The sequence below is a fragment of the Leifsonia sp. 2MCAF36 genome (genome assembly GCF_052115525.1).
GTDB lineage: Bacteria > Actinomycetota > Actinomycetes > Actinomycetales > Microbacteriaceae > Leifsonia.
Map to the genome: position 1 here is coordinate 1 of NZ_JBFRGV010000017.1, position 23,881 is coordinate 23,881.

Annotated in this window: 23 protein-coding genes; 6 read left to right on the forward strand and 17 right to left on the reverse strand. The window is 71.6% G+C overall.

Annotation, left to right across the window (positions count from 1 at the left end; translation table 11 throughout):
* Nucleotides 1-122: 122 nt before the first annotated feature.
* Complete coding sequence (locus tag AB4079_RS19040) at nucleotides 123-623, reverse strand: metallophosphoesterase family protein (protein ID WP_441788902.1); 501 nt, start codon at nucleotides 621-623, stop codon at nucleotides 123-125.
* Nucleotides 624-671: 48 nt separating this feature from the next.
* On the opposite strand from AB4079_RS19040, the gene AB4079_RS19045 reads away from it, so the two are divergent.
* Complete coding sequence (locus AB4079_RS19045) at nucleotides 672-1,703, forward strand: aldo/keto reductase (protein WP_441788903.1); 1,032 nt, start codon at nucleotides 672-674, stop codon at nucleotides 1,701-1,703.
* Nucleotides 1,704-1,793: 90 nt separating this feature from the next.
* Here the strand turns inward: AB4079_RS19045 and AB4079_RS19050 are convergent, their stop codons facing one another.
* Nucleotides 1,794-2,387 carry an NADPH-dependent FMN reductase gene (locus tag AB4079_RS19050; protein WP_441788904.1) on the reverse strand — a complete coding sequence of 198 codons (594 nt, stop codon included), beginning with the start codon at nucleotides 2,385-2,387 and terminating at the stop codon, nucleotides 1,794-1,796.
* Nucleotides 2,388-2,478: 91 nt separating this feature from the next.
* On the opposite strand from AB4079_RS19050, the gene AB4079_RS19055 reads away from it, so the two are divergent.
* Both AB4079_RS19055 and AB4079_RS19060 read left to right on the forward strand, forming a co-directional pair.
* Entirely contained in the window at nucleotides 2,479-2,820 is a 342-nt protein-coding gene (locus AB4079_RS19055) for a hypothetical protein (RefSeq protein WP_441788905.1), read from the forward strand.
* Between the two features lie 100 nt (nucleotides 2,821-2,920).
* Nucleotides 2,921-5,824 (forward strand): helix-turn-helix transcriptional regulator, encoded by a 2,904-nt coding sequence (locus tag AB4079_RS19060; RefSeq protein WP_441788906.1) that lies wholly within the window; start codon nucleotides 2,921-2,923, stop codon nucleotides 5,822-5,824.
* Nucleotides 5,825-5,921: 97 nt separating this feature from the next.
* Here the strand turns inward: AB4079_RS19060 and AB4079_RS19065 are convergent, their stop codons facing one another.
* Entirely contained in the window at nucleotides 5,922-6,335 is a 414-nt protein-coding gene (locus AB4079_RS19065) for a TraR/DksA family transcriptional regulator (protein WP_441788907.1), read from the reverse strand.
* A 99-nt stretch (nucleotides 6,336-6,434) separates the two neighbouring features.
* On the opposite strand from AB4079_RS19065, the gene AB4079_RS19070 reads away from it, so the two are divergent.
* Entirely contained in the window at nucleotides 6,435-6,725 is a 291-nt protein-coding gene (locus AB4079_RS19070) for a hypothetical protein (protein ID WP_441788908.1), read from the forward strand.
* A 56-nt stretch (nucleotides 6,726-6,781) separates the two neighbouring features.
* On the opposite strand, the gene AB4079_RS19075 is transcribed toward AB4079_RS19070, so the two are convergent.
* From AB4079_RS19075 to AB4079_RS19105, 7 genes are all read right to left on the reverse strand, one after another.
* Nucleotides 6,782-7,270 carry a glutathione peroxidase gene (locus tag AB4079_RS19075; protein ID WP_441788909.1) on the reverse strand — a complete coding sequence of 163 codons (489 nt, stop codon included), beginning with the start codon at nucleotides 7,268-7,270 and terminating at the stop codon, nucleotides 6,782-6,784.
* Between the two features lie 46 nt (nucleotides 7,271-7,316).
* Nucleotides 7,317-8,702, reverse strand: a complete 1,386-nt coding sequence (locus AB4079_RS19080; RefSeq protein ID WP_441788910.1) for an L-serine ammonia-lyase — start codon at nucleotides 8,700-8,702, stop codon at nucleotides 7,317-7,319.
* Nucleotides 8,703-9,163: 461 nt separating this feature from the next.
* Complete coding sequence (locus AB4079_RS19085; protein ID WP_441788911.1) at nucleotides 9,164-9,988, reverse strand: ABC transporter permease; 825 nt, start codon at nucleotides 9,986-9,988, stop codon at nucleotides 9,164-9,166.
* Complete coding sequence (locus AB4079_RS19090) at nucleotides 9,985-11,001, reverse strand: ATP-binding cassette domain-containing protein (protein WP_441788912.1); 1,017 nt, start codon at nucleotides 10,999-11,001, stop codon at nucleotides 9,985-9,987. The genes AB4079_RS19085 and AB4079_RS19090 overlap by 4 nt, the downstream gene beginning before the upstream one ends.
* 159 nt (nucleotides 11,002-11,160) lie before the next feature.
* A complete protein-coding gene (locus tag AB4079_RS19095) occupies nucleotides 11,161-11,670 on the reverse strand; it encodes a Clp protease N-terminal domain-containing protein (protein ID WP_441788913.1) in 510 nt (169 codons plus the stop codon).
* Nucleotides 11,663-11,905, reverse strand: a complete 243-nt coding sequence (locus AB4079_RS19100) for a helix-turn-helix domain-containing protein (protein ID WP_441788914.1) — start codon at nucleotides 11,903-11,905, stop codon at nucleotides 11,663-11,665. Before AB4079_RS19100 ends, AB4079_RS19095 begins: the two co-directional genes overlap by 8 nt.
* A 44-nt stretch (nucleotides 11,906-11,949) precedes the next feature.
* Complete coding sequence (locus AB4079_RS19105; protein ID WP_441788915.1) at nucleotides 11,950-15,276, reverse strand: ATP-binding protein; 3,327 nt, start codon at nucleotides 15,274-15,276, stop codon at nucleotides 11,950-11,952.
* Nucleotides 15,277-15,327: 51 nt separating this feature from the next.
* Between AB4079_RS19105 and AB4079_RS19110 the strand changes: the two genes are divergently transcribed.
* Nucleotides 15,328-15,939, forward strand: coding sequence for a class I SAM-dependent methyltransferase (locus AB4079_RS19110; RefSeq protein ID WP_441788916.1), 612 nt, complete (start codon nucleotides 15,328-15,330; stop codon nucleotides 15,937-15,939).
* Between the two features lie 40 nt (nucleotides 15,940-15,979).
* Here the strand turns inward: AB4079_RS19110 and AB4079_RS19115 are convergent, their stop codons facing one another.
* The 5 genes from AB4079_RS19115 to AB4079_RS19135 are packed head-to-tail and all read right to left on the reverse strand — an operon-like array spanning nucleotide 15,980 to nucleotide 22,192.
* Complete coding sequence (locus tag AB4079_RS19115) at nucleotides 15,980-16,573, reverse strand: CoA-binding protein (protein ID WP_441788917.1); 594 nt, start codon at nucleotides 16,571-16,573, stop codon at nucleotides 15,980-15,982.
* Nucleotides 16,570-17,871: an O-acetylhomoserine aminocarboxypropyltransferase/cysteine synthase family protein gene (locus AB4079_RS19120; RefSeq protein WP_441788918.1), complete on the reverse strand. Its 1,302-nt coding sequence runs from the start codon at nucleotides 17,869-17,871 to the stop codon at nucleotides 16,570-16,572. The genes AB4079_RS19115 and AB4079_RS19120 overlap by 4 nt, the downstream gene beginning before the upstream one ends.
* A 9-nt stretch (nucleotides 17,872-17,880) precedes the next feature.
* Nucleotides 17,881-18,906, reverse strand: coding sequence for a YeiH family protein (locus AB4079_RS19125; protein WP_441788919.1), 1,026 nt, complete (start codon nucleotides 18,904-18,906; stop codon nucleotides 17,881-17,883).
* A gap of 24 nt (nucleotides 18,907-18,930) precedes the next feature.
* A complete protein-coding gene (locus AB4079_RS19130; RefSeq protein WP_441788920.1) occupies nucleotides 18,931-20,523 on the reverse strand; it encodes a S53 family peptidase in 1,593 nt (530 codons plus the stop codon).
* 55 nt (nucleotides 20,524-20,578) lie between these two features.
* Entirely contained in the window at nucleotides 20,579-22,192 is a 1,614-nt protein-coding gene (locus AB4079_RS19135) for a dolichyl-phosphate-mannose--protein mannosyltransferase (protein WP_441788921.1), read from the reverse strand.
* Between the two features lie 57 nt (nucleotides 22,193-22,249).
* On the opposite strand from AB4079_RS19135, the gene rsmI reads away from it, so the two are divergent.
* Nucleotides 22,250-23,068, forward strand: coding sequence for a 16S rRNA (cytidine(1402)-2'-O)-methyltransferase (gene rsmI / locus AB4079_RS19140; RefSeq protein WP_441788922.1), 819 nt, complete (start codon nucleotides 22,250-22,252; stop codon nucleotides 23,066-23,068).
* Nucleotides 23,069-23,089: 21 nt separating this feature from the next.
* Here rsmI and AB4079_RS19145 read toward each other — a convergent pair whose 3' ends face one another.
* Nucleotides 23,090-23,479, reverse strand: a complete 390-nt coding sequence (locus AB4079_RS19145) for a type II toxin-antitoxin system VapC family toxin (RefSeq protein WP_441788923.1) — start codon at nucleotides 23,477-23,479, stop codon at nucleotides 23,090-23,092.
* A gap of 11 nt (nucleotides 23,480-23,490) precedes the next feature.
* Nucleotides 23,491-23,763 carry a hypothetical protein gene (locus tag AB4079_RS19150; RefSeq protein WP_441788924.1) on the reverse strand — a complete coding sequence of 91 codons (273 nt, stop codon included), beginning with the start codon at nucleotides 23,761-23,763 and terminating at the stop codon, nucleotides 23,491-23,493.
* Nucleotides 23,764-23,881: the final 118 nt, after the last annotated feature.

Below are 23,881 nucleotides of genomic sequence, written 5' to 3' on the forward strand. Positions count from 1 at the left end.
CCGCCGCCCGGCCGCTCCGCCGCCCGGCCGCTCCGCCGCCCGGCGCCCCGCCGCATCTATGTGACGCAACACGCCGTCACCAGCGTCGCCGTAACGGCGTGTTGCGTCCACTCGATGCGCGGTCAGCCGCGGGGGACAGGCAGGAGGGTGACGGGGCCGAGGCGGCCGTCCGTGACGTCGACGGTGAGGTAGGTGCAGACCGGCTGCCGCCTGCGGTCGGTGGGCGATCCCGGGTTCAGGAGGCGCAGCCCGCCCGGCGACACGGTGTCCCAGGGGATGTGCGAGTGCCCGAACACCAGCACGTCCGCATCCGGGTAGTCGCGGTCGGCCCGCAGCTCGCGTCCCGCCGCCGGCCCGGTCTCGTGCACGACCGCGAACCGGACGCCGCCCAGCTCCACGCGCGCGACCTCCGGCAGCCGCCGCCTCAGCTCCGGCCCGTCGTTGTTGCCCCACACTCCGACCAGGCGGCGGGACCGCTGCTCCAGCAGGTCGAGCGTCGCCGCATCCACCCAGTCCCCGGCGTGGATGACCGCGTCGGCCGCGTCCACCTCCACCAGCACCTGCGCGGGCAGCGCGCGAGCCCGCTTGGGGACGTGCGTGTCGGAGATCAGGAGCAGCCTCACGAACGCACACAGTACGCAAAGCGCCGAGTCGGGTCTACTTTTCGCGCTATGGATCTACGCAACCTCGGAAACAGCGGAACGATGGTGTCGGAGTTCGCCCTCGGCACCATGACCTTCGGCGCGGAGGCCGACGAGCGGGCCTCCCACGCCATCATCGAGCTGTACCTCGAGGCGGGAGGCAATCTCCTGGACACGGCCGACGTGTACACGACGGGCGCCTCGGAGTCCATCATCGGCCGCTGGCTCGCCCGCAACCCCGGCCGTCGCGACGGCGTCGTCATCGCCACCAAGGGCCGCTTCCCGATGGGTGGGGGCCCCAACGACCTGGGGCTGTCGCGCGCCCACCTGCGCACCGCGCTCGACGCCTCCCTTCGCCGCCTCGGCGTCGACCACATCGACCTCTACCAGATGCACGCGTGGGATGCGCTGACGCCGATCGAGGAGACGCTGCGGTTCCTCGACGACGCGGTGACCGCGGGCAAGATCTCGTACTACGGCTTCTCCAACTACCTCGGCTGGCAGCTCACCAAGGCGGTGCACGTGGCCCGCGCCCACGGCTGGGCGCCTCCCGTGACCCTGCAACCGCAGTACAGCCTGATCGTGCGCGGCATCGAGCACGAAGTGGTGCCGGCGGCGCTGGATGCCGGGGTCGGCCTGCTGCCCTGGTCGCCCCTCGCGGGCGGCTGGCTGAGCGGCAAGTACCGCCGCGACGAGGCGCCGACCGGCGCGACCCGGCTCGGCGAGAACCCCACCCGCGGCATGGAGGCGTGGGAGGCGCGGAACGCGGATCCCCGCACCTGGGAGATCATCGACGCGGTGGATGCGGTGGCGCGCGAGACGGGAGCGTCCGCCTCCCAGGTGTCGCTGCGCTGGCTGAGCGATCGGCCGGCGGTGACCTCCGTCATCCTGGGCGCGCGCACGGTGGAGCAGCTGGAGGACAACCTCGGCGCGGCCGACCTCCGGCTGACCCACGACCAGCGCACCCGGCTCGACGACGCCAGCACTCCGCGCACCGACATCTACCCCTACGGGGAGCAGGCCGTCCAGCAGCGGCACCGCAAGCGCGAGGGCGGCCGCTGACACTTGCGCCAAATGTCGCCTTCGGGTCGGCCGAAGCCGACATTTGGGGCAAATCGCGGCGGGGGCGTGGCACCAGGACGGGGTGGACGCTCAGGAGGCGGTCGGCACCACCGTGAGTACCCGCTCGATGTACTCGAAGAAGGCGTTCATGTAGCCGCGGAGGAACTCCTCCGTACCCGGATCGGTGACCGTGCCGTCCTCCTCGATGAGGCCCGGCCGCATCCAGATGTACGCCTCCGGCGCGTTCATCTGCGGCGCCTGCAGGAAGCTCAGGATGCTGCGCAGGTGCTGCTGCCCGACGGCGGTGCCGATCTGGCCGGTCGACCCGCCGATGACGGCCGTGGCCTTGCGGGCGATGGCGTTCTCGCCGTACGGACGGCTCGCCCAGTCGATCGCGTTCTTCAGCGCGCCCGGGATGGACCGGTTGTACTCCGGCGTGATGAAGAGGAGCGCATCCTGTGCGGCGATGAGGCGCTTGAACTCGCGCGCCTCGGCCGGGAAGTCGCCGTCGAAGTCGCGGTTGTACAGGGGGAGGCCGCCGATCGGGATCTCGGTGAACACCAGATCGGACGGCGCCAGTCTCAGCAGCGCTTTCGACAGCGTGCGGTTGACGGAGTGGGCGGAAAGACTCCCCACGAAGTAACCGACCTTGTACGGGGGCTGGAGCTCGTTGATCGTCGCCATGAGCCCTATGCTGCCCCGCGCGCGCGAGGGAGTGAAGCCCTGATGATCCGTGTCTGAGGCGGCAGCCGGGCCGGAATAGGGCATCTTCCCGATGTCTCAGGGGGGCCTTAGCGAGAAGGCTGAGGTCATCGCCGGACGCGACCTGCGCGGCGAAGCAAGAGGGGATCGGATCATGCTGCTGGACGAGTTCGTGGACTTCCGGGTGCGGGTGGGCGAGACGGAGCGCCAAGGGGTGGAGCGCGAACGGGCGCTGCGGGCGCGCGAGCACGGGTGGTGGTCGCGGTCGCTGACGCGCGGGCGCCGCGCTGCGACAGGGGTTGCCTCGGCGGCCGGTGAGGCGGCCGTCCCGGTGGACGCGGCGCAGTCCGCGGGCCAGGAGACGGCGCAGCCTGCGGGGCAGCGCGAGCGGGAGCTGGCTCACGTCGGCCGCTGAATCGGCCGACGCGGGCGCCGCGAACGTCGTTCTGTCTGCGGTGCGCGAAGCTGCTCGCGCAGGGGGTCCGGATGTCGGTGGTGCATGGCACGATGAGGCCATGCGAGCAGCGACGTCGAGCGTCACACTGGTCGGGCGGGGGTCCGACCTGGCGGCGCTGCGCGACGAGTTGCAGGCGGCCGCCGCGGGGGAGCCGAGGGCGGTCGTCATCGGGGGAGAGGCCGGCATCGGCAAGTCGCGGCTGCTCGAAGAGTTCCTGAGCGAGCAGGAAGCGACGGCGACCGTCCTCCTGGGCCGTTGCGTCGACCTGGGAGACGACGGGCCGCCCTTCGCGCCGTTCGCCGGAGTGCTGAGGAGGCTCATCCAACTCGTCGGGCTGGAGCGCGTGCTCGAGGTCGCCGGGTCCAGCGCGGGCGTGCTTCCCGCCCTGCTGCCAGAACTGGCGGACGAGTCGGCCGTTCCTCCGCGGACCGGCGCGGAGCGACTCTACGAACTGGTGACCGACCTGCTCGAGAAGCTCTCGGCGGAGCGGCCCGTGGTCCTCGCCATCGAAGACCTGCACTGGGCCGACCGCTCCACTCTCGAACTGCTGCGGTTCATCGTTCGGATGGCCGAGCGTGGGCGCCTCCTCATCGTGCTGACGTACCGCAGCGACGAGGTGCCGCGCGGCCACGTCCTCCGGTCGTGGCTGCCCGAGCTCGAACGCACCCGTCGCGTGACGCGCTGGGAACTCGCGCGGCTCGGCCGTGCCCAAGTGGCCGAACTTGTCGAGCAGCTGCTCGGACGGGTCCCGGATGACGGCTCGCTGGAGCGCGTGACCGAGCTGAGCGAGGGTGTCCCGTTCTTCGTGGAGGAGCTGGTCGAGATCGACGGGCTGCGCTCGGGCGACGACCTGCCGGAGACGCTGCGCGAGCTGGTGCTCGCCCGGTTCGAAGGGCTGAGCGAGCCCGCACAGCGGCTGCTGCGCGTGCTGGCCGCCGGTGGAGTCTGCGTCACCCACGACCTGCTGGCCGCTGTCTACGAGGGAACACCCGAAGAGCTCGACTCCGCCGCCCGCGAGGCGGTGGTCGCCAACCTGCTCGCCGCCGACTCGACGGAGTACTCCTTCCGTCACGCGCTGGTGCGCGAGGCGGTTCACGCCGACCTGCTGCCGGGCGAGCGGACCCGGTTCCACACGCGATACGCCGAGGCGCTCGAGGCCAGCCCGCAGCGCTCGGCGGTGCAGCTGTCGTCGCACTGGCTCGCCGCGCACGACGTGCGCCGGGCGTTCCAGGCGTCGCTGGAGGCGATGGAGGAGGCCAAGCGGTCGTACGCATACGCGACCGCCGCGGCGATGGGCGACCGGGTGCTCGAATTGTGGGATCGCGTCCCCGACGCCGAGGCGCTGAGCGGCCGCGACCGCGTCGCGGTGATCGCGCGGACGGCCTCCGCCCTCCGCAACGCGGGCAACAACGAGCGTGCCCTGGCCCTGGTCGAGGTGGCGCTGGCCGAGTCCGATGGGCTGGCGCCGTCGCGCCGTGCGCGGCTGCTCCGAGACAAAGGTCAGTACCTCGCGAATCTGAACCGCCCCGGCTCGGCCGAGCTGATCGAGGATGCGCTGGTGCTGGTCCCACCGGGGGAAGTGCCCGCCGGCGACCCACTCCGGCCCCACCTGCTCACCGAGCTGGCGGCGGAACGGATGCTCGCGGGAGACTTCGGCGCCGCGATCCCGACGGCACGGGCGGCGATCGAGGAAGCAGAGTCGGCCCCCGCGCCGCTGCGCTCGGTCGCGCACAACATCCTCGCGGCCTCGCTCGTGTCGGCCGGACGGATCGCCGACGGCTTCGCCGAGTTCGACGTCGCGGGCGCGCTCGCCGCGGGCGATGCCGGTGCCACGCTGCGGTATGCGGTGAACGCCTCCGACGCCCTCAACTCGGTCGGCCTCTATGCCGAGGCCGTGCGCCTCGCCGAGTCGGGCGTCGCCCGGGCTCGCGAGCGCGGCGTGGAGCGGACCTCCGGAATCTGGCTCGCGGCGAACACGGCCGAGCCGCTGATCGCGCTCGGGCAGTACGACCGTGCGGAAGATCTCCTGCGCGTCGCGCTCGGCTTCGACGACCGCGCCGGGCTGTGCGCGCAGTTGCAGCGCGCCCGGCTGTGGGTGTGGCACGGCGAGCCGTCCCGGGCGGATGAGCTGCTCCGGCGGTTCCGCACCCCACTGCGGGCGCTCGCCGAGCTGGAACAGCAGACACGGCTGTCCCTCGCCCGGATCGCGGCCGAGACCGCCATCGCACTCGGCGACTACGAACGCGCCTGGGCGGAGACGCGCGGCATCGGATCTGCTCCGTTCCGGTCGATGCCCGGCTACGACCTCCCCGTGCTCGCCGGTGCTTCGCGCGCCCTCGCCGAGCTCGCGACACGCGGCAGCGTCGACGTCCTGGCCGAGGTCAAACGCCTCTCCACGGTGCTCGATGGGCTCCGTCAATGGCCGACCGCCCGCGCCTGGGCGCCGCTGATCGAAGCGGAGCTGGCGACGGCACTCGCCGCCGTGTCGGACACGACCGATCGCCCGACGCGCTACGCCGGCGCGCTCGACGCCTGGGAGTGCGCGACGTCAGCCGCAACCGATCCGGTCGCGCCCGTCCATCTGCGCCCCTACGCCCTGCTTCGTGCCGTACGCGTCGCGCTGCTCGCCGGCGAGCGCGCGCAGGCCGACGCGCTGGTGACGGAAGGACGCGCGCTGGCCGACGAGCGCGGCATCCGGCTGCTGGTGGATGCGGCCGACGCCCTGGCCGCGCACCCCGCCGGCCGCGCCGCACCGGCCGCAGCCGCGCACGGCGCTCCGCTCACCGACCGCGAGGAGCAGGTCCTCGCGCTGATCGAGCAGGGCCTCAGCAACAAGCAGATCGGCGAGCGCCTCTACATCAGCGCGAAGACCGCGAGCGTGCACGTCTCGAGCATCCTGCGCAAGGTCGGCGCGTCCAGCCGCACGGAGGCCGTCTACCGCGCTTCCCGCCCGACGCCGTAGCCGCCGGGGGGCCGCCACGACGGAACGATGGGACGCAACACGCCGTTGTCCGCGCGGCTTAACGGCGTGTTGCGTCCCCTCGATGCGTGGGGAGCGGTCAGCTCTCGACCGCGACCGCGCAACGGATGCAGAACTCGGCCGTCGGCCGGGCGCGCAACCGGTCGACACCGATGGAGCGGCCGCAGCGCGTGCAGACACCGTACGTTCCTCGATGCAGGCGCTCCAGCGCGGCGTCCACCGCGACGATGTCGTGTGCCGCGTCCGAGCGCAGCGCCTGCAGACGGCTCCACTCCGATGACAGCGTCGGCCCCTCCGGGTCGTGCTCGTCGTCCGCAGTCGACTCCGACCGCGACGCCAGCAGAAGGCCCAGAGACTCGGCCATCCGCTGAGACTCGGCGACATCGCTGAGCCGCCGTTCGCGCAGCAGGGCTCCCAGTTCCTCCAGCTCGGCGGCGTCGAGCGCGTCGTCGCGCCCCGTCACCTCGAGCTCGTCCGTGTTGGTCTCGTGCACGAGCGCACTCCTTCCGATCCCCCGACCGTCGCATCCCGATCGGGTCAGCGTACGCCCCGGCGCTCCGAACCGCCTCAGCGACGCGCGTAGGCTCAGCGGGTGCCCTCCTTCCGCGTGATCGTCGCCGTCGGCCGACTGCGGCCAGGGGTCGACCCGCGCTCGATCGAGCCGGCCGCGGCCGACGCGGCCCGCGAACTCGCGGTGGTGGAGGCCAGCAGCGTCGACGTCGTCGCCGGGGAGGCGCGGCTGACCGTTCGCTTCACCGAGGACACCGAGGGCTCGGCCCTTCGCGTGGCGGAGCACACGGTGGCGTACCTGCGCACGCTCGCGGAGCTCGGCGGCTGGCGGCTCACCGAGCGGGTCGGCGGCCGGTGGTTCCGTCGCGCCTGAGCGGGCAGCTGAGGTCGCGCCTAAGGTCGCGCCGGAGCGCGCCCTGAGCGCGCGGCTCACGCAGCGGCGATCAGCGACTCCTCGATCAGCCCGACGATCGCCGGGTCGTCCGGCTCGGTCTGCGGGCGGAAGCGGTGCACGACGCCGTCGGGCGTGATCACGAACTTCTCGAAGTTCCACTTCACCTTGCCCGCCTTGCCCTCCGCATCCGGGGCCTTGGTCAGCTCCTGATAGAGCGGATGCGCGTTCCGCCCGTTCAGCCGCACCTTCTCCATCATCGGGAAGGTGACGCCCCACGTGGTGGAGCAGTACTCCTTGATCGCATCCGTCGAGCTCAGCTCCTGCAGGAACTGGTTGCTCGGGAACCCGACGACGGTGAAGCCGCGGTCGCCGTAGGTCTCCTGCAGCTTCTCGAGCTTCTCGTACTGCGGTGCGAGCCCGCACCGGGAGGCGACGTTGACGACGAGGATGACCTGGCCCGCGTATGCGGACAGGCTGGTCGGCTCGCCGTCGATGGTCTCAAACGGAATATCCATCACGGTCATGTGGGAAGCGTATGGCCCCAGGCTCGGAACCGGCTCGGAGAATGCGTCAGCACTCGATGACGTTGACCGCGAGTCCGCCCTCGCTCGTCTCCTTGTACTTAGTGGACATGTCGAGTCCCGTCTGCCGCATGGTCTCGATCACCGTATCCAGCGACACCAGGTGCCGGCCGTCCCCGTGGAGCGCGAGCCGGGCTGCGGAGACCGCCGTGGAGGAGGCGATCGCGTTCCGCTCGATGCACGGGATCTGCACCAGGCCGCCGACCGGATCGCAGGTGAGGCCCAGGTGGTGCTCCATCGCGATCTCGGCCGCGTTCTCGACCTGCCGTGGCGTCCCTCCGAGCACCGCGCACAGCGCGCCGGCGGCCATCGCGCAGGCCGAGCCGACCTCAGCCTGGCAGCCGCCTTCCGCTCCCGAGATGGATGCGTTCGCCTTGAACAGGGAGCCGATCGCGGTCGCGGTCAGCAGGTACTGGCGGATGCCTTCGAGGGACGCTCCTGGCACGAAGCGCAGATAGTAATGCGCGACCGCGGGGACGATGCCGGCAGCGCCATTCGTCGGAGCCGTCACCACCCGGCCGCCGGATGCGTTCTCCTCGTTGACCGCGAGCGCGAACGCGTGCAGCCACTCCAGCGCCGTCGCGCGTCCCGGGTCGTCCTGCACGGCCTCCAGGTCCTCGCGCATGGCGGCGGCGCGGCGACGGACCCCGAGGCCGCCGGGCAGCGTGCCGTCGCCGGCCAGCCCGCGCGCGACGCACTCGGCCATGGCCTCCCAGATCAGGTCCAGCCGCTCCCGGGTCGCTTCGGCGCCGTGCAGCGCGACCTCGTTCCGGCGGGCGACCTCGCAGATCGGGATGTCGTCCCGCTCGCAGATCGCCAGGAGCTCCTCGGCGCTGTCGTAGGGGAGTGGATGCGCGTTGCGCGCCGCGAGCGCGGCCTCCTCGCCGTCGCGCCGGATGAACCCGCCGCCGATCGAGTAGTAGGTCTCCTCCAGCAGCGGGAGCGGTGAGCGCTCGCCCGAGCCGTCGCGTCCCCACGCCCGCAGCGTCAGCGCGTTCGGGTGGCCCGGGAGGCGGGTGCGCGGCTCGAACGCGATGTCGTCCTTCGACAGCGGGATGCTGCGGCGTCCGGCGAGCAGCAGGGTCGCGCCGGGCTGGAGGCCGGACCAGGCGCCGCGCACATCCTCCGGGCGACACGTCTCCGGCTGCAGGCCGCGGAGGCCGGCGATCACAGCGTCGGGCGTTCCGTGGCCGATGCCCGTTGAGCCGAGCGAGCCGTACAGCGCGCAGGTGACCTGGTCGACGCGGTCGAGCATCCCTTCGGCGTCGAGGCGCGAGGCGAACGCGGCGGCGGCCCGGAGCGGTCCGACGGTGTGCGAACTCGACGGGCCGATGCCGATCGAGAACAGGTCGAAGGCCGAGACGTACGCTGTCATATCCTCCAGTGTATGTCGCCCGGGGCGCTGCTTTTCGGCGTCGGCGCGCGCATTCGCGCACGGATCGTGCGCCCACCCGCCTCCGGCCGCCGTCGCCGCCGTCCCTGCGCTCCCACCTCCGTCGGAGATCGTTCGCCGAATCTCCGACCCACCGCGGTCCGTCGGACCATACGACCGACTCCCGCCCGAATCTCCGACACAGGCCGCAGGATCTCCGACCCAGCCACGCCCGCTCGGCCCCGCGGTGACCCTGCCGCCGCGGGGATCACCGACGCGCGTCGCGACCTGCGCGCTGGTCCTCACCCGCCTCCGTCCTCACGACTTGCGACATCATGTCGCAACTCGACGCGATTTGGCGCAACGAGTCACGACTCGACGGGTGCGGGTGCGGGCGCACGCGAAGCGGCCGCCGCATCCCTCCGCAGGATGCGACGGCCGCCGTCAGGGGAGGCGTGCGCCGGTCAGGCCTTTCGCATGTATGCCCGCACGGTGAGCGGCGCGAACACCGCGACGATCACGGCGGCTCCGGCGAGGGCGATCCAGCCGTCCGCGCCGAAGGTGCCGTTGTTCGCCAGGTCGCGGACGGCGGTGACGAGGTGCGACACCGGGTTCACGTTCACGAACCACTGCAGCCACGAGGGCAGCGTGTCGACGGGAACGAACGCGTTCGAGAAGAACGTCAGCGGGAACAGGACCAGGAACGAGATGCCCTGGACGGAGCCGGCGGTCCGGGCGATGACGCCGAAGAACGCGAAGATCCAGCTGATCGCCCAGGCGCAGGCGATCACCAGGAGACCGGCAAGGATGACGAACCCGAGGCCGGCCGCCGGGTGGTAGCCCATCAGGAATCCGACCACGAAGGTGATCGTTGTGGCGATCGTGTAGCGGAGAGTGTCCGCCAGCAGGGCACCCGACAGAGGAGCGATACGTGCGATCGGCAGCGACTTGAAGCGGTCGAACACCCCCTTGTCCATGTCCTCCCGCAGCTGCACGCCGGTGACCACCGAGGTCGTGATCACGGTCTGCACGAGGATGCCCGGGATGAGCGTCGGCAGGTAGGCCTGCACGTCGCCCGCGATGGCCCCGCCGAACAGGTACGCGAACATGACGGTGAAGATGATCGGCTGCAGCGTCACGTCGAACAGCTGCTCGGGCGTCCGCTTGATCTTCAGCAGGCCGCGTCGGGCCATGGTGAGCGTGTTGGCGACGGTCTGGGTGATGCTGACGTGGTTCTTCAGCCGCCGCTCGGACGGCGGGGTGATGGTGGTGGTGGCGATGGCGCTCATGCGCGGACCTCTTCTCCTGTCTCGGCCTTCTCTTCTTCGGCGGGCGCGTCGTCCGCGTTCTCGTCTTCGACGCCGTGGCCGGTGAGGGTGAGGAAGACCTCGTCCAGCGTCGGCTTCTGCACGGACATCTCCTGCAGGTGGATGCCGGCCTCGCGGAACGTCACGAACAGGTCGGTGACGGCGTCCGCGTCGCGCATGGGCGCGGTGATGCGGGAGCCTTCCGGCGACACCACCGCATCCACTCCGAGCACCGTCTGGATGGCGCGGCGCGCGTCCTCGATGTCGGCCGGGTCGGCGAGGCGCAGCTGCAGCGAGGATTCGCCGACGGATGCCTTCAGCTCGTCGGCGGTTCCCTCGGCCACGACTCGTCCCCGGTCGATGACCGCGATGCGGTCGGCCAGCTGGTCCGCCTCGTCCAGGTACTGCGTGGTGAGCAGCACGGTGGAGCCGGTGGCGACGAGCCGGCGGATGGTGTCCCACATCTGTGAGCGCGTCCGCGGGTCGAGGCCGGTGGTTGGTTCGTCGAGGAAGATGAGGGGCGGCTGCGCGATCAGGCTGGCGGCCAGGTCGAGGCGCCGGCGCATGCCCCCGGAGAACTTCTTCAGCGGACGCTTGGCCGCATCCGTCAGCCCGAACTCTTCGAGCAGTTCGGCGGTCTTGCGCTTGGCCTCCCGCCCGGAGAGCCCGAGGAGGCGCGAGAAGATCATGAGGTTCTCGTTGGCCGAGAGGGTCTCGTCGACGGAGGCGAACTGGGCTGTGACGCCGATGAGCTGGCGGACGACCTGCTGCTCCCTGCGGACGTCGTGGCCGAAGATGAAGGCCTCGCCCGCGTCCGGTTTGAGCAGCGTGGCGAGCATGGAGATGGTGGTGGTCTTGCCGGCGCCGTTGGGGCCGAGGACGCCGTAGACGGCCCCGGCGCGGACGGTGAGGTCGACGCCGTCGACGGCGCGGTTGCTGCCGAAGGTCTTGACGAGCCCGTGGGCTTCGACGGCCCACTCCGAGCTGCGAGTCATGATGGTCCTTTCCTGGTGGGAAATGGTGATGTCTCGATGGTGCGGGCGCGCGCTTACACCGCCCTTACGTGCCGCTTACACGGCGGGTTGATCGTTGTAAGGGCGTGTGAGTGAGCGGCCGGTGAGCGCCGAGGGGAGTGAGCCGGCGGGATGCGCGGCTCAGGCCGCGCGCCGCGCCGACGCGAGCAGTGCCTGACGGTCGACGCCGGCCAGCGACAGCGCGCGTGGCACCGTGCCGAGTTCCAGCCCCAGGATGGCGGCGAGCAGGTCGAGTTCGCCCGACCGCTGGCGCCGGTTCGCTGCGGCGACCCGGTGGGCGCGGACGAGTGCCTCCCGCGCGGAGGCGCCCCAGCGCGGCCGGGTGACGCGGGGCGCGGCGGCCAGGCGCTCAGCGGGTGGTGGGGTTACCCCCGCGACGCGGAGGCTGGCGGCGCGCTCGTCCGCGAGCGCCGCCTCGAGGCGGTCGGGGGCGAGGCCCGCGTCGGCGAGCGTGGCGCGGACCGCTGCGCTGCCTTCGCGGGACAGGGCGACCAGGAGGTGCTCGGCCTCGACGAGTGACGAGTTGCGTTGCTCGGCCTCGGTCACCGAACGGATGATGATCGGGCGCAGGGCGCGCGACAGCGGTTGGCCCGGCACGTTCTGCGTGGTGCCGGGAGGGGTCTCAGACATTGCGTCTCCTCAGTTCGACGCCGGCGGCGGCCACCCGGCGCAGATGCTTCTTGTGGACCGCCTGGCGGGTGATGCCGAGCGCGTCGGCGATCTGGGTCCAGCTCCAGCCCTCGCGGAGGGCGCGCTCGACCTCGGCGTCTTCGAGGCGGTCGGCGAGCTCGCGGAGCGCGACGACGGCGGCGAGGCCGTCGGCGACGCCTCCGACCGGGTCGGGGAAGGGAGTGGTTGGAGTCATGCAAGCAACTATAGTTGCTTATTCGTGGATGTCAACCAAAGTTGCTAACGCGACGCGCGCACCTCGGAGAGCAGCTCCAGACCGCGCACGACCGCGTCGACGGGGGAGAGAGCGGCGACCGCGGCGGCGGCGGCAGCCACGGGCTCCGGGCCCCAGGTCTCCGCGATGCGCGCGGCGAGGACGTCGCGGTGCAGCGTCGCAACATCCTGACGGGAGTTCGCCCGCGCGGCCAGCGCGAACAGCGTGGCGCCGGCGGTGAGCCAGGTGTCGTCGGCAGCGTGCCGCTCTGCCGTGACCGGGTCGAGCATCCACACGGCGTAGCCCACGAAACCCGACCCCATCACCGGCTGGTCGAGCGTCGGCGGCCTGAGGCGCGCGGTCACCAGCATGCGGGTCCGGAGGGCGGCGGCCGCCGCGTCCGTCTGGTCCCGGTCGATCACATCCGACAGGGTGTCGTCGGCCCCGAGCCGGACGACCAGGGCCGCGGACCCCAGCATGATCATCCACGGGCTCATCGTGCCGGCCCGCACGTCGCGCGGTTCGGTCATCGCGCTGAGTGCCTGGTCGTACAGCCGCACGGCCTCCGCCCGGTCACCCTCGGCGAGCGCGATCTCGGCCATTCCCGCGTATCCGACGGCGTAGTAGTCGGCATAGTCGAACCCGGTCCGGTCGACCTCGGCGGAGAGGTAGCGGTCCAGCAGCCGCCGCCCGCGAGCGGTGTCGCCGGCGGAGATCGCATTGATGGCGATCAGCCAGTCGAGTTGGCGGAGGTCGCCGTCCGCCTGCAGCAGCGACATCTGTTCGTAGGCTCGCTGCGCCCACTCCAGGGCGTCGTCGGGATGCGCGAGCTGGCTGTGCGATTGGGCGAGCGACTGGGCAGCTGAGGCCAACGACCACGTGTCTCCCACGATCTGCGCGTTCTGCCAGGCCCGCGTCCCGGAGGCGAGGGCCGCATCCAACTCGCCCGCATTCTCGTGCAGTTGCGCGCGCATCAGGTTGCCCATTGCGGCGGTCTCCGGAATGGAGGACGCAGCGTACTCGGTGAGCAGCGCGATGCCGGAGTCGTTCCGGCCGGCGTGCAGGACGAGCGCGGCCATGGCGTCGAGGCGGTGATCGGCGAACGAGCGGGTGCGGCGCATCCGGCGCAGACGCGAGATCGCGCGAGCGGCGGTCCGCAGGTCGACGAAGAGGAACGTGCCGCCGATGATCGTGTAGCAGGCGGCAACCGCCTCCCGCAGCTCGCCGGTCGGCTCCCAGCCCGCCAGCGCCGTCATCACCGGACCGCCGAAGCCGAGCACCTCCGAGTGCGCGCTACGCAGCGACCAGTAATACGAGAGGGCTGCGAAGACGACCGCGACGGTCTCTCGTCGGCCGTCATCGAGGGCCGAGCGGAGCACCATCACCAGGTTGTCCTGCTCGGCGGTCACCCGCTGGAAGGTCGGCACCTGCTCACGGCCGTGCATCCGGGCCAGCGCCTCCCGGCAGAATGCGGTGGCCCAGGCATCCATGCCGGCCACGACGTCGTCCTCCTCGCCGGCCGCCTGCAGCTCGCGGTCGCCGAACTCGCGCACGGTTTCCAGCATCCGGTAACGGAGCAGGCCGATGCCGACGTCCTCGGTGACGGTCACCAGCGATTGGGTGACCAGGGCATCGATGTCGTCGAGCACCGACACCGCGAGCGGGCCGGCGACAGCCTCCGCGGCCTCCTCGCTGAAACCGTCGGGGAAGCGGGCGAGCCGCCGCAGCAGCGCCTGCTCGGACGTGCCGAGGAGGTTCCAGCTCCACTCGATCACGGCGAGCAGGGTGCGGTGGCGCTCCGGTGCCGTGCGCTCGCCGCCGGTCAGCAGGGCGAAGCGGTTGCCGAGCCGCCGCTCGATCTCCTCCACGGAGAGGGAGCGGGTGCGCGCCGCAGCAAGCTCGATCGCCAGGGGGAGGCCGTCGAGACGATCGCAGAGGCGGGCGACGAGCTCGAGGGGCAGCACGGCGCCCGGACGGGCGGCGCGTGCCCGCTCGACGAACAGGGCGACGGCGGGGCCGTACTCGCCCGCTGCGACGCCGTCGGGGCCTTGCGCAGACCCGCTTTTCACCGGGTCGCCGCTCTTCAACGAGTCCAACGGATAGACGCGCTCCGCCCCGATCGCCAGCGGGGCGCGGCTGGTCGCCAGCACCCGGACGGCGGTCGTGGAGTCCAGGATGTCCTGCACATACGCGGCCGCCGCATCCACGATGTGCTCGCAGTTGTCGACGATCAGCAGCGTCTCGCGCTCCGACAGCAGGCCCAGGATGCGCGAGCGCAGGTCGAGCTGCGCCCCAGGGTCGGTCGGCCGGGCGGCGCGCGCCTCCCGGATGCCCAGGGTGGACGCGAAGGCGAGCTCCACATCCTCACCGGTGCGGACGCTTGCGAGCTCGACCACGATGACCGCCGGCGTGTGGACGGCGCGGTTGCCGACTTCCTGCGCCAGCCGGGTCTTGCCCAGGCCGCCCGGGCCCAGGATGGTGGTCAGCCGGGAGGTGGCGACGAGGTCCTCGACCGCCTCCAGGTCGTACTCGCGGCCGACCAGGGCGTTCGGTGCGGACCGCAGGCCGATCCGGATGCGGCGGGGAGCGGTCGGGCGCTCCTCCTCGTCGGCGGCGAGCAGTTCGGCGTTCAGGGCGACGAGCTCGGGGCCGGGACGCGTCCCCAGCCGGTCGAGCAGCGCCTCCTTCAGCTCGGCGAAAGCCAGGAGGGCCTCGCTGCGCCGGCCGGCCTCGGCCAGGGTGCGCAGCTGCTCCAACCGCACGGTCTCGTCCAGGGGCCGCTGGTCGATCAGCGGCTGGAGGTCGGCGAGCGCGCCGGCGTGATCGCCGGTCGCCCGGCGGGAGCGCGCCCGGAGCAGCAGGAGGTCGTCGCGCAGCGTCGCCGCCGTGCGCAGCAGCTCGTCGGCGAGCGGCGTGCTGCCGAGCTCGGCGCCCGGCTCACCGCGCCACAGCCGGAGGGCGGCCGTGGCCTCGGCGGCGGCGGACGACGCATCGCCGGCGCGCAGGGCGGCGGTGGCCCGGTCGAGCGCCCGGCGGGCCAGCCCGAGGTCCGTCTGCTCGGGGGACACAGCGAGCGCGTAGCCGCCCGGCGTCGACTCGAGGAGGCCGTCCGCGCTGGTGGTGCGCACCCGCGAGACGAGGGTCTGCAGCGCGGCGCGTTCCTGCCGGGGCGGGGCGTCATCCCACAGGTCTTCGACCAGGGAGGGCACGGTCGCCGCGCCGCGCGCGAGCACGAGAGCGACGATGAGGCTCTTGCCGAGCGCGCCGGCCGGTTCGGTCAGGGCACCGCTGCGGTCCTCCACGAGCACCGGGCCGAGCACGGCGACACGGGGAGGCGGGGGCGCGGTCTGCACCCGCCGATCTTAGCCAGTGCGGCCCTCCGCCGCGTGTGTAGGCTCGGCGACATGGCGTTCGACTGGTCGCAGTTCTATGAGGAGCAGGGCGGACGCGGCGTGCGGCCGACCTTCCAGAGCGCGCTCGCCGCCTGGGCCGCAGCCGGGGACGGTTCGGCCGGGGACGGTTCCCCCGGCGAGGCGATCGACCTGGGCTGCGGGGACGGCGTCGAGACCCGGCACCTGGCCGAGCACGGCTGGCGCGTCCTCGCGATCGACGCGGACCCGGGCGTGGAGCAGCGGGTGCGGAAGGGCCTGTCGCCGGAGGCGTCCGAGCGGGTGACCGTCCGCCGGGCGCCGTTCGAGCAGCTGGGCGACCTCCCGGCCGCCGACCTGGTCTATGCCGGCTTCGCGCTGCCGTTCTGCGACGAGAGCCACTTCCCGTATCTGTGGGCGGACGTGCGCGAGGCGCTCCGACCCGGCGGCCTGTTCGCCGGCGAGCTGTTCGGCCCGCACGACGAATGGGTGGGACGCCCCGGGATGAGCTTCCACGACCGCGCGCATGTCGAGGGGATGCTGACCGGGATGGACGTGCTGCAGCTGGTCGAGGACGACCGCCGCGGGATGTCGTTCGAGGGCCCGAAGCACTGGCACGTCTTCCACATCGTCGCCCGCGCGGTCTAGCCTGCCGCGGCCTGCCGCGGCCGCCGCGGGCGACGTGCCCCTAACGGACCGTCTTGCGCGCCGTGATCTGCCCGGTGTCGAAGCCGAGCAGGTGCAGGCCGCCGTGGAAGCGGGCGTGCTCGATCTTGATGCACCGGTCCATCACCACCGTGAGGCCCTTCGACTCGCCGTATTCGGCGGCCTCCTGGTTCCAGATCCCCAGCTGGACCCACACGGTCGGTGCGCCGATCGCGACGACCTCGTCGATGACCGCCGGGATGTCGCTCGCCTTGCGGAACACATCCACGATGTCCGGAACCTCGGGCAGCGATGCGAGGTCGGGGTAGGCCTTCTCGCCCAGGATCGTGTCGGCGTTCGGGTTGACGAAGTACACGCGGAAGTCGCTGGACTGCTGCAGGTAGGTGCCGACGAAGTAGGAGGAGCGCGCGGGATTCGGTGAGGCCCCGACGATCGCGACGGACTTCGCCGCGCGCAGGATGCGGAGCCGCTCCTTCGCGTCCGGGCCGACCCACGTGCGCTGCGACTTCAGCAGCTTCGCGAGCGGCGAATCCGACGGCAGCGTGCAGCTCAGACCGTTGACGAGCGGGACTTCCGTCGTCGACTCCGTGGTGGCCTCGGGTGTCGCGGTCGTCATGCTGCGTTCGCCTCCTCGACGGCGTGCGTAAGCGCCTGATCCAGATCGTAGATGATGTCCTCGACGTCTTCGATGCCGACGCTGATGCGCACCACGCCGGGCAGCACACCCGCGTCGATGAGCTGCTGCTCGCTCAGCTGCGCGTGGGTCGTCGAGGCGGGATGGATCACCAGTGTCTTCGCGTCGCCGATGTTGGCGAGGTGGCTGGCCAGGTTCAGCGACTCGATGAACGCCTGCCCGACCGCGCGGCCGCCCTTCACCTCGAAGCTGAAGACGCTGCCCGCTCCCTGCGGCAGGTACTTGAGGGCGCGCTCGTGATGCGGGTGCTCGGGAAGGCCGGCCCAGTACACCTTCTCGATGCGCGGGTCGGCGTCCAGCCATTCGGCGACGGCGCGGGCGTTGTCCACGTGCGCCTGGATCCGGTACGGCAACGTCTCGACGCCCTGCGCGAGCAGGAACGCCGAGTGCGGGGCGAGCGTCGGTCCGATGTCGCGCAGCTGCTCGGCGCGCAGCCGGGTCAGGAAGGCGTACTCCCCGAAGTTGCCCGACCACTGCAGGCCGCCGTACGACGGCACCGGCTCGCCGAACAGCGGGAACTTCGAGGAGTGCCAGTCGAACCGTCCGCTCTCAACAACCACCCCGCCGAGGGTTGTGCCGTGACCGCCGAGGAACTTGGTGGCCGAGTGGATGACGATGTCGGCACCCCACTCGATCGGCCGGTTGAGGTAGGGAGTGGCGATGGTGGAGTCGATGGCCAGCGGGATGCCGGCCGCGTGCGCGACCTCGGCCAGGCCCGCGATGTCGGCGATCTCCCCGGACGGGTTGGCGATGGTCTCCGCGAACAGGATCTTCGTCCGGTCGGTGATCGCCGCCGCGTAGTCGGCGGGGTCGGAGCTCCGCACGAACGTGGTCTCGACGCCGAAGCGGCGGAGTGTGACGTCGAGCTGGGTGATCGAGCCGCCGTACAGATTGGCGGAGGCGACGATGTGGTCCCCGGCACCGACGAGCGAGGCGAAGGTGATGTACTGCGCGCTGAGGCCCGAGGCGGTCGCGACCGCGCCGAGGCCGCCCTCGAGGCTGGCGATGCGCTCCTCGAATGCTGCGACGGTCGGGTTCGCGAGCCGGGAGTACACGTTGCCGTACTTCTGCAGAGCGAACCGTGCGGCGGCGTCGGCGGTGTCGTCGAAGACGAACGCGCTGGTCTGGTAGATCGGGAGGGCGCGAGCGCCGGTCACCGGGTCAGGGATGTTGCCCGCGTGGATCGCCCGCGTGCGGAAGCCGTACTCACGATCTGCCATGCGGTTACGCTACCCGACCGTGCTGACCCACACCGCTGCGAGGGCGAGCACCGCGATCAGCGCCCAGGACACGAGCGCCGTGACGAGCGCCCGCCAGCCGGTGCCGACCAGCGTGCGCAGGCGCACCGCCGTCCCCAGACCGAACAGCGCCATGGCGAGCAGCACCGTCTGCAGGGTATCGGCGGAGTCGGTCACGACGGCCGCAGGATGAACGAACGTGCGTGCGAGCACGGCGACGATGAACCCGGCCACGAACAGCGGCACGATCGGCGGCCGCTTCACCGCCGGGTCGCCCTCGACGTGCCGCCGACGCTCGACGACCGCGGCCACCGCCACCATCGGCGCCAGCATGAGCACGCGGGTCAGCTTGACGACGACGGCCACCGACAGTGCGGCAGCGCCGGCGAGCTGCGCCGTCGCGACGACCTGTCCGACGTCGTGCACCCCTGCGCCGACCCAGTGGCCGAACTGCTGCGCATCCAGGCCCAGGGGATGCCAGAGCAGCGGCAGCACGAAGATCGCGAGCGTCCCGCACAGTGTGACCAGAGCGACCGGAGTCGCCGCCTCCTCATCCTTCGTCTTCACCACTCCGCTCATGGCGCCGATGGCGGACGCACCGCAGATCGAGAATCCGGTGGCGATCAGGAGCGGCTGGTGGCCGGGCAGGCGCATCAACCGTCCGATCCAGAACGTCCCCGCGAAGCTCAGCAGGACCACGGCGACGGTCGTGGCGATCGCCACCCAGCCGAGGCCCGCGATGTCGCCGAGGCTGAGCTTGAGGCCGAGGAGCACAACGCCGACGCGCATCAATCGCCGGGCGCTCAGCGAGAGCCCGGGAGCCAGCGATCCGGCGACCGCCGGGCGCGCGACAGGCAGCTGGCCCACCACGATGCCGAGCACGACCGCCGCGGTCAGCAGCGGAACCGCGGGCACCAGCCAGTGCACCGCCCAGGCCGCAGCCGCGGCGAGGGCGCAGACGAGGACTCCCGGGAGCCACGGCAGCGGTCGGCGCACGGCCGGGGAGGGAGAGCTCACCGCTCCATTCTGGCCAACCTCCGCTCAGAGCGCCGACAGCAGCTTCGTCCCGTCCGGCACTCCCAGACCCGTGCAGGCATCCCAGCCCGCAGCTGCCTGGTAGGCGCCGTTGTCGCCGGTGACGATGTCCCGGAATCCCTGTGCCACCTGCCCGGCGCCGACCGAGTCGTACAGCAGCGGCTGCGCCAGCCCGAGCGGCTTCCCGGTCGACTGGGCGAGCCGCGCCACGAGCGCCGCCCACAGCGGGGCGACCGCGCTGGTTCCGCCGATCACGGTGTCCTGCCCGTCGACGCGGACGCGGTACCCGGTCTGCGGGTCGGCCACAGCCGACACATCGGGAACCCCGCGGCCGCCGGGGCCGTTCGCCGCGCCCCCCGCATCCGTGCCTCCGGCCCCGCTGGGGACGCCGACGCTCTTCTGCCAACTCGGCAGCGGGAAGACGGCGCTGACCCCGCCACCGGTCGCCCCGCGCCCGGTTCCGTTGTTCCAGACGGTCTCCGACCGGACCGCTCCGGTCGAGGTGTCGGCCTCCAGCCGCGTGCCGCCGCAGGCGAGTGCGTGCGGAGACGATGCGGGGAAGTCGACGTGCGCCTGCCCGTCGCCGACACGATCGCTGCTGCCGTCGTCGCCGGCGGCCACCGTGGTGGTGACGCCGAGCGCTGCCGCATCCTGCAGCGCCTGGTCGAACGCCGTCCGCGCCTGCGCCGTCCACTGGTCCTCCGACTGACCCCAGCTGATGCTGATCGCTGCGGGCGTCGGGTCGGCGTGGGCGGCCGTGCTGACCGCATCCAGAAAGCCGGCGTCGGTGTTGGGAGCGAAGTAGACCAGAATCGTGGCGGCGGGAGCGAGGCCACCCACCACCTCGATGTCGAGCATGACCTCACCGTCCGCTCCGTTCGGGTTGCCGTCCGGCGCGTTCGAGGCGCCGTCCACTCCGACCGCCGTGATGGACGGCGTCGGGATGCCCAGCCCGGCGAAGTAGGTATCGAGATCGGACTGCACGTACCCGCCGCCCAGCTCGATGATCGCGACCGTCTGCCCGCTGCCGTCCGTCCCCTTCGGGAAGGAGTACACCTCGCCGAGCTGCGGCGGCGTGTAGCTGGTGTTGACGGCGGCGGAGGGGACGTACCGGAACTGGGCGCGCGCCTGCGGGCGGTCGTCCAGACCGAGCACCGCAGTCACCACGCCGGCAAGAGCAGCGGGGATGCTGAGGCCGCCCGTGCGCTGCCGGTACGTGGGCGCATCATCGCCCGCGTCCTCCGGCGTCGACCGGGCGAGATCGGTCCCGAATGCGCGCGCGACCGTCTGGACCGGGCCGGACACGCGCACCCGTCGACCTGCCGGGTCCGCCTCGTCGACGGTCAGCCCGATGCCCTCCAGCGTGCTGCGGACCAGCTCGACGTCCTCCGGCGAGGCGCCGTAGCGCTCGGCCAGCTCGTCGCGGCTCAGCGGCTCGGCGAAGGCGCTCTCCGGAAGCTCCGCGCGCCGCCGCAGCACCAGTGTGGCCTCGACGCGAGAGTCTGGCGCGAGACCGCCGTGCGACCGGAATCCCGGTCGGTGGGGGCGTTCGCTCCCGGGAAGGGGGACCAGATCAAGGGGCTGCTCGGCGTCGCTCATACCCCTCGGTCTACCACCGACAACCGACACCGCACAGGGCGCGGGCTTCCGAAGCTCACACCCAGCTGGGCAGCCACATGTGAATCTGCCAGAACCAGAACGGCACCTGCTGCGCGGTCCAGATCGGCCAGAAGAACGCGCTCACCGCAGCGCAGAGGGCCAGGAACACAGCCGTCCACACGATCCCGCGCCGCCGACGCGGTTCCGGGTCAGATCGCGTGCCCAGCACCATCGCGATCACCGCGGTGAGCGCGAGGATCAGGTAGGGCTCGAACGCGATCGAGTAGAAGGTGAAGATGGTGCGACTCATGTAGAGCCACCACGGCAAGTATCCGGCCGCCAGCCCGGTCAGAATGAGCCCGATGCGCCAGTCGCGGGTGCGGATCAGCCAGTACGCCAGGAACAGGATCGCGGCGGTCCCCGCCCACCAGATCAACGGGTTGCCGAGCGAAGTGATCGCCGAGGAGCAGGAATCGGTGGCGCACCCCTGCTGCCCCCGGATACTGCCGACGTAGTACATGCTCGTCGGCCGCAGCATCAGGGTCCAGGTCAGCGGGTTCGACTGGTAGGGATGCGGCGTGTGCAGGTTGATGCTGTAGCCGTACATCTCCGTCTGGTAGTGCCAGAGGTTCTGGATCCAGAGCGGAACCCAGCTGAAGGCGCCGGTCCACTGCATGTGCAGCGCCTGTGCCCAGTGCCGGTAGTAGCCGCTGCTCGAGAAGATCCACCCGGCCCAGGTGGTCACGTAGGCGACGAACGCCAGCGGCACCATGAGCACGAAGGTGGCGGGCGCCTGCTTGAGCAGCGCTCCGCTGACGTAGAACGGCAGCCGCTCGCGACGGCGGGCCACCGCATCCACCACCACGGTGTAGATGGCGAAGAACGCGAGGAAGTAGAACCCCGTCCACTTCACGCCGGCGCACAGCCCGCACAGGATGCCGGCGGCGATCAGCCATGGCCGCCACCACAGCACCGGCCCCCAGGCCGGGTCGCGCCCTGTGGAGCGCGCAGCCGCCACGCGGGCCGCCAGCCGGTCGGCGGCCCACCTCCGGTCGAGCAGGATGCAGCCGAACGCCAGCAAGGCGAAGAACATCACGAAGTTGTCGAGCAGGGCGACCCGGCTCATCACGATCGCGTGACCGTCGATCGCGAACAGGAAACCGGCGATCGTGGCGAGCATCGTCGAGCGGAACAGCATCCGGGCGATCAGGAAGACGAGCAGCACGGCGATCGTCCCGGCCACGGCGGTCGAGACCCGCCAGCCGAACGAGTTGTCCGGTCCGGTGGCCGCCATGCCGAGCCCGATCAGCCACTTGCCGAGCGGTGGATGCGCGACGAACGACGGATCGGACGAGAAGATCTGGGTCTGGCCGGCCGCGAAGCGCCCGTCCGCTTTGTCCGGCCAGCTGCCCTCGTAGCCGAGATTCCACAGCGACCAGGAGTCCTTCACGTAGAAGGTCTCGTCGAAGATCAGCGAGTGCGGCTGGCCCAGGTTCCAGAGCCGGAGGATCGCCGCGAGCAGGGTCACGCCGATCGGCGCGCCCCAGTACCAGAGCCGCAGTCGGCTGGGAGTGCCGAGGACGCGGGCCCACCAGTCGTCGAGGCGGCTGCCGACGGGCTCCCGGGCGACATGTGCGGCCGGGGCGTCGGTCGGAGGTGCTGAGGTCACCAGGCCATGCTAGGGGCGGAGGCTTCGTGTCGCCTTTCGACTGACAGACTAGAAGCCATGATCATCCTCGCCGCCACCCCGATCGGCAATCTCGGCGACGCCTCCCGGCGCCTGGTCGAGGTGCTGGGCTCGGCCACGGTGGTGGCCGCCGAGGACACCCGTGTCGCGCAACGGCTGCTCGCCGGACTCGGGGTCACCAACCGGCCCCGGCTGATCGCCCTGCACGACCACAACGAGCGGGAGCGCGCCGGCGAGCTCGTCGAGCTGGCGCGCGACGAGGATGTGGTGCTGCTCTCCGACGCCGGCATGCCGACCGTCAGCGACCCCGGCTTCCACCTGGTCGAGGCGGCGGCTGCGGCCGGCGTCGCGGTGACCGCCCTTCCCGGTCCGTCGGCCGTTCTGACGGCGCTCGCCGTGTCCGGGCTGCCGACCGACCGTTTCACCTTCGAGGGCTTCCTGCCGCGCAAGCAGGGGGAGCGGCTCGCGACCCTCCGGGCGGTGTCGTCGGAGTCGCGCACGATGGTCTTCTTCGAGTCGCCGAACCGGCTCGCCGCCTCCCTCGCCGACATCGCGACGGCGCTCGGCGACGACCGGCGCGTCGTCGTCTGCCGGGAGCTGACGAAGCTGTACGAGGAGGTTCGGCGCGGCACGGCGGCGGAGCTCGCCGCCTGGGCCGCCGAGGGGGTGCGCGGCGAGATCGTCATCGTGGTCGCCGGGGCTCCGGCGCGGGAGGCCGACCCGGAGGCCGCGGTCGAGCAGGTGGTGGCGCTGGTTGCGGCGGGAAGCCGGCTGAAGGAGGCGGCGGCGGAGGTCGCCGAGGCGACGGGCCTGAGCAAGCGCGACCTGTACCAGGCGGCGCTCGCCCGGCGTTCCTGAACGGGAACGTTTGCAGCGGGATCAGCCGCTCGGCGTCGGCAGGATCTCCAGCTGAACGGCAGGGAAACGGCTGAAGCCGGCGTCTCTGGTGATGAGAGGCAGATCGTGGGCCAGCGCGTGGCCGGCGATCAGCGCATCCTTCAGCCGCATCGCGGACTTCGGCTGGGCCGTGAGGCGGCCGTAGCCGTCCGCCGCCCGCGAGTCGAAATCCATCCAGAAGCCGGGGATCGAGTCGAGGAGCCGGAGGTACTCTCGCCGGATCGGAACCTGCCTCTCCTTTCCCGGGTCTTCCTTGAAAGCTTCCCGGCCACGCACGAGTTCGGCGCGGCAGATGGCCGAGGAGGCATAGTCCTCGATCTCCGCGATGATCTCCGGTGTGAGGCCGGCCACGATGACGCTCGTGTCGAGCATCGCCTTGAGCGTCACCGGGCGTCCCCGACGAGTTCGGAGTCCCGGCTGGCGGCCAGCTCGGCCAGCTCGGAGGCGACGTCTTCCGGCGCGGTCATGCGGGCGAGCAGCCCGAGCTGGGCCTTGATGCCGTCCAGGCCGTCATCAGTGTCGTCGACGGGGACGAAGGCCGCACGCACCTTTCCGTGATTGGTCACCAGGGCTCCCGTCTCCAGGTAGCGGACGGGGTTCGTTTTGAAAGCGCTGATCGGGACCCGCGGCAGGTCGTCAGTGGGTGCGATTCTCATGGACTCGGCTCCGATCGTGGATAATCAGAGCCATTCTACGTCGTCCTGCTCGGTGGCCGGCGATTGCGGTCCCAGGTGAAGTAACACGCGGGATCGCGCGCGCCCGCGCCCGTAGGAT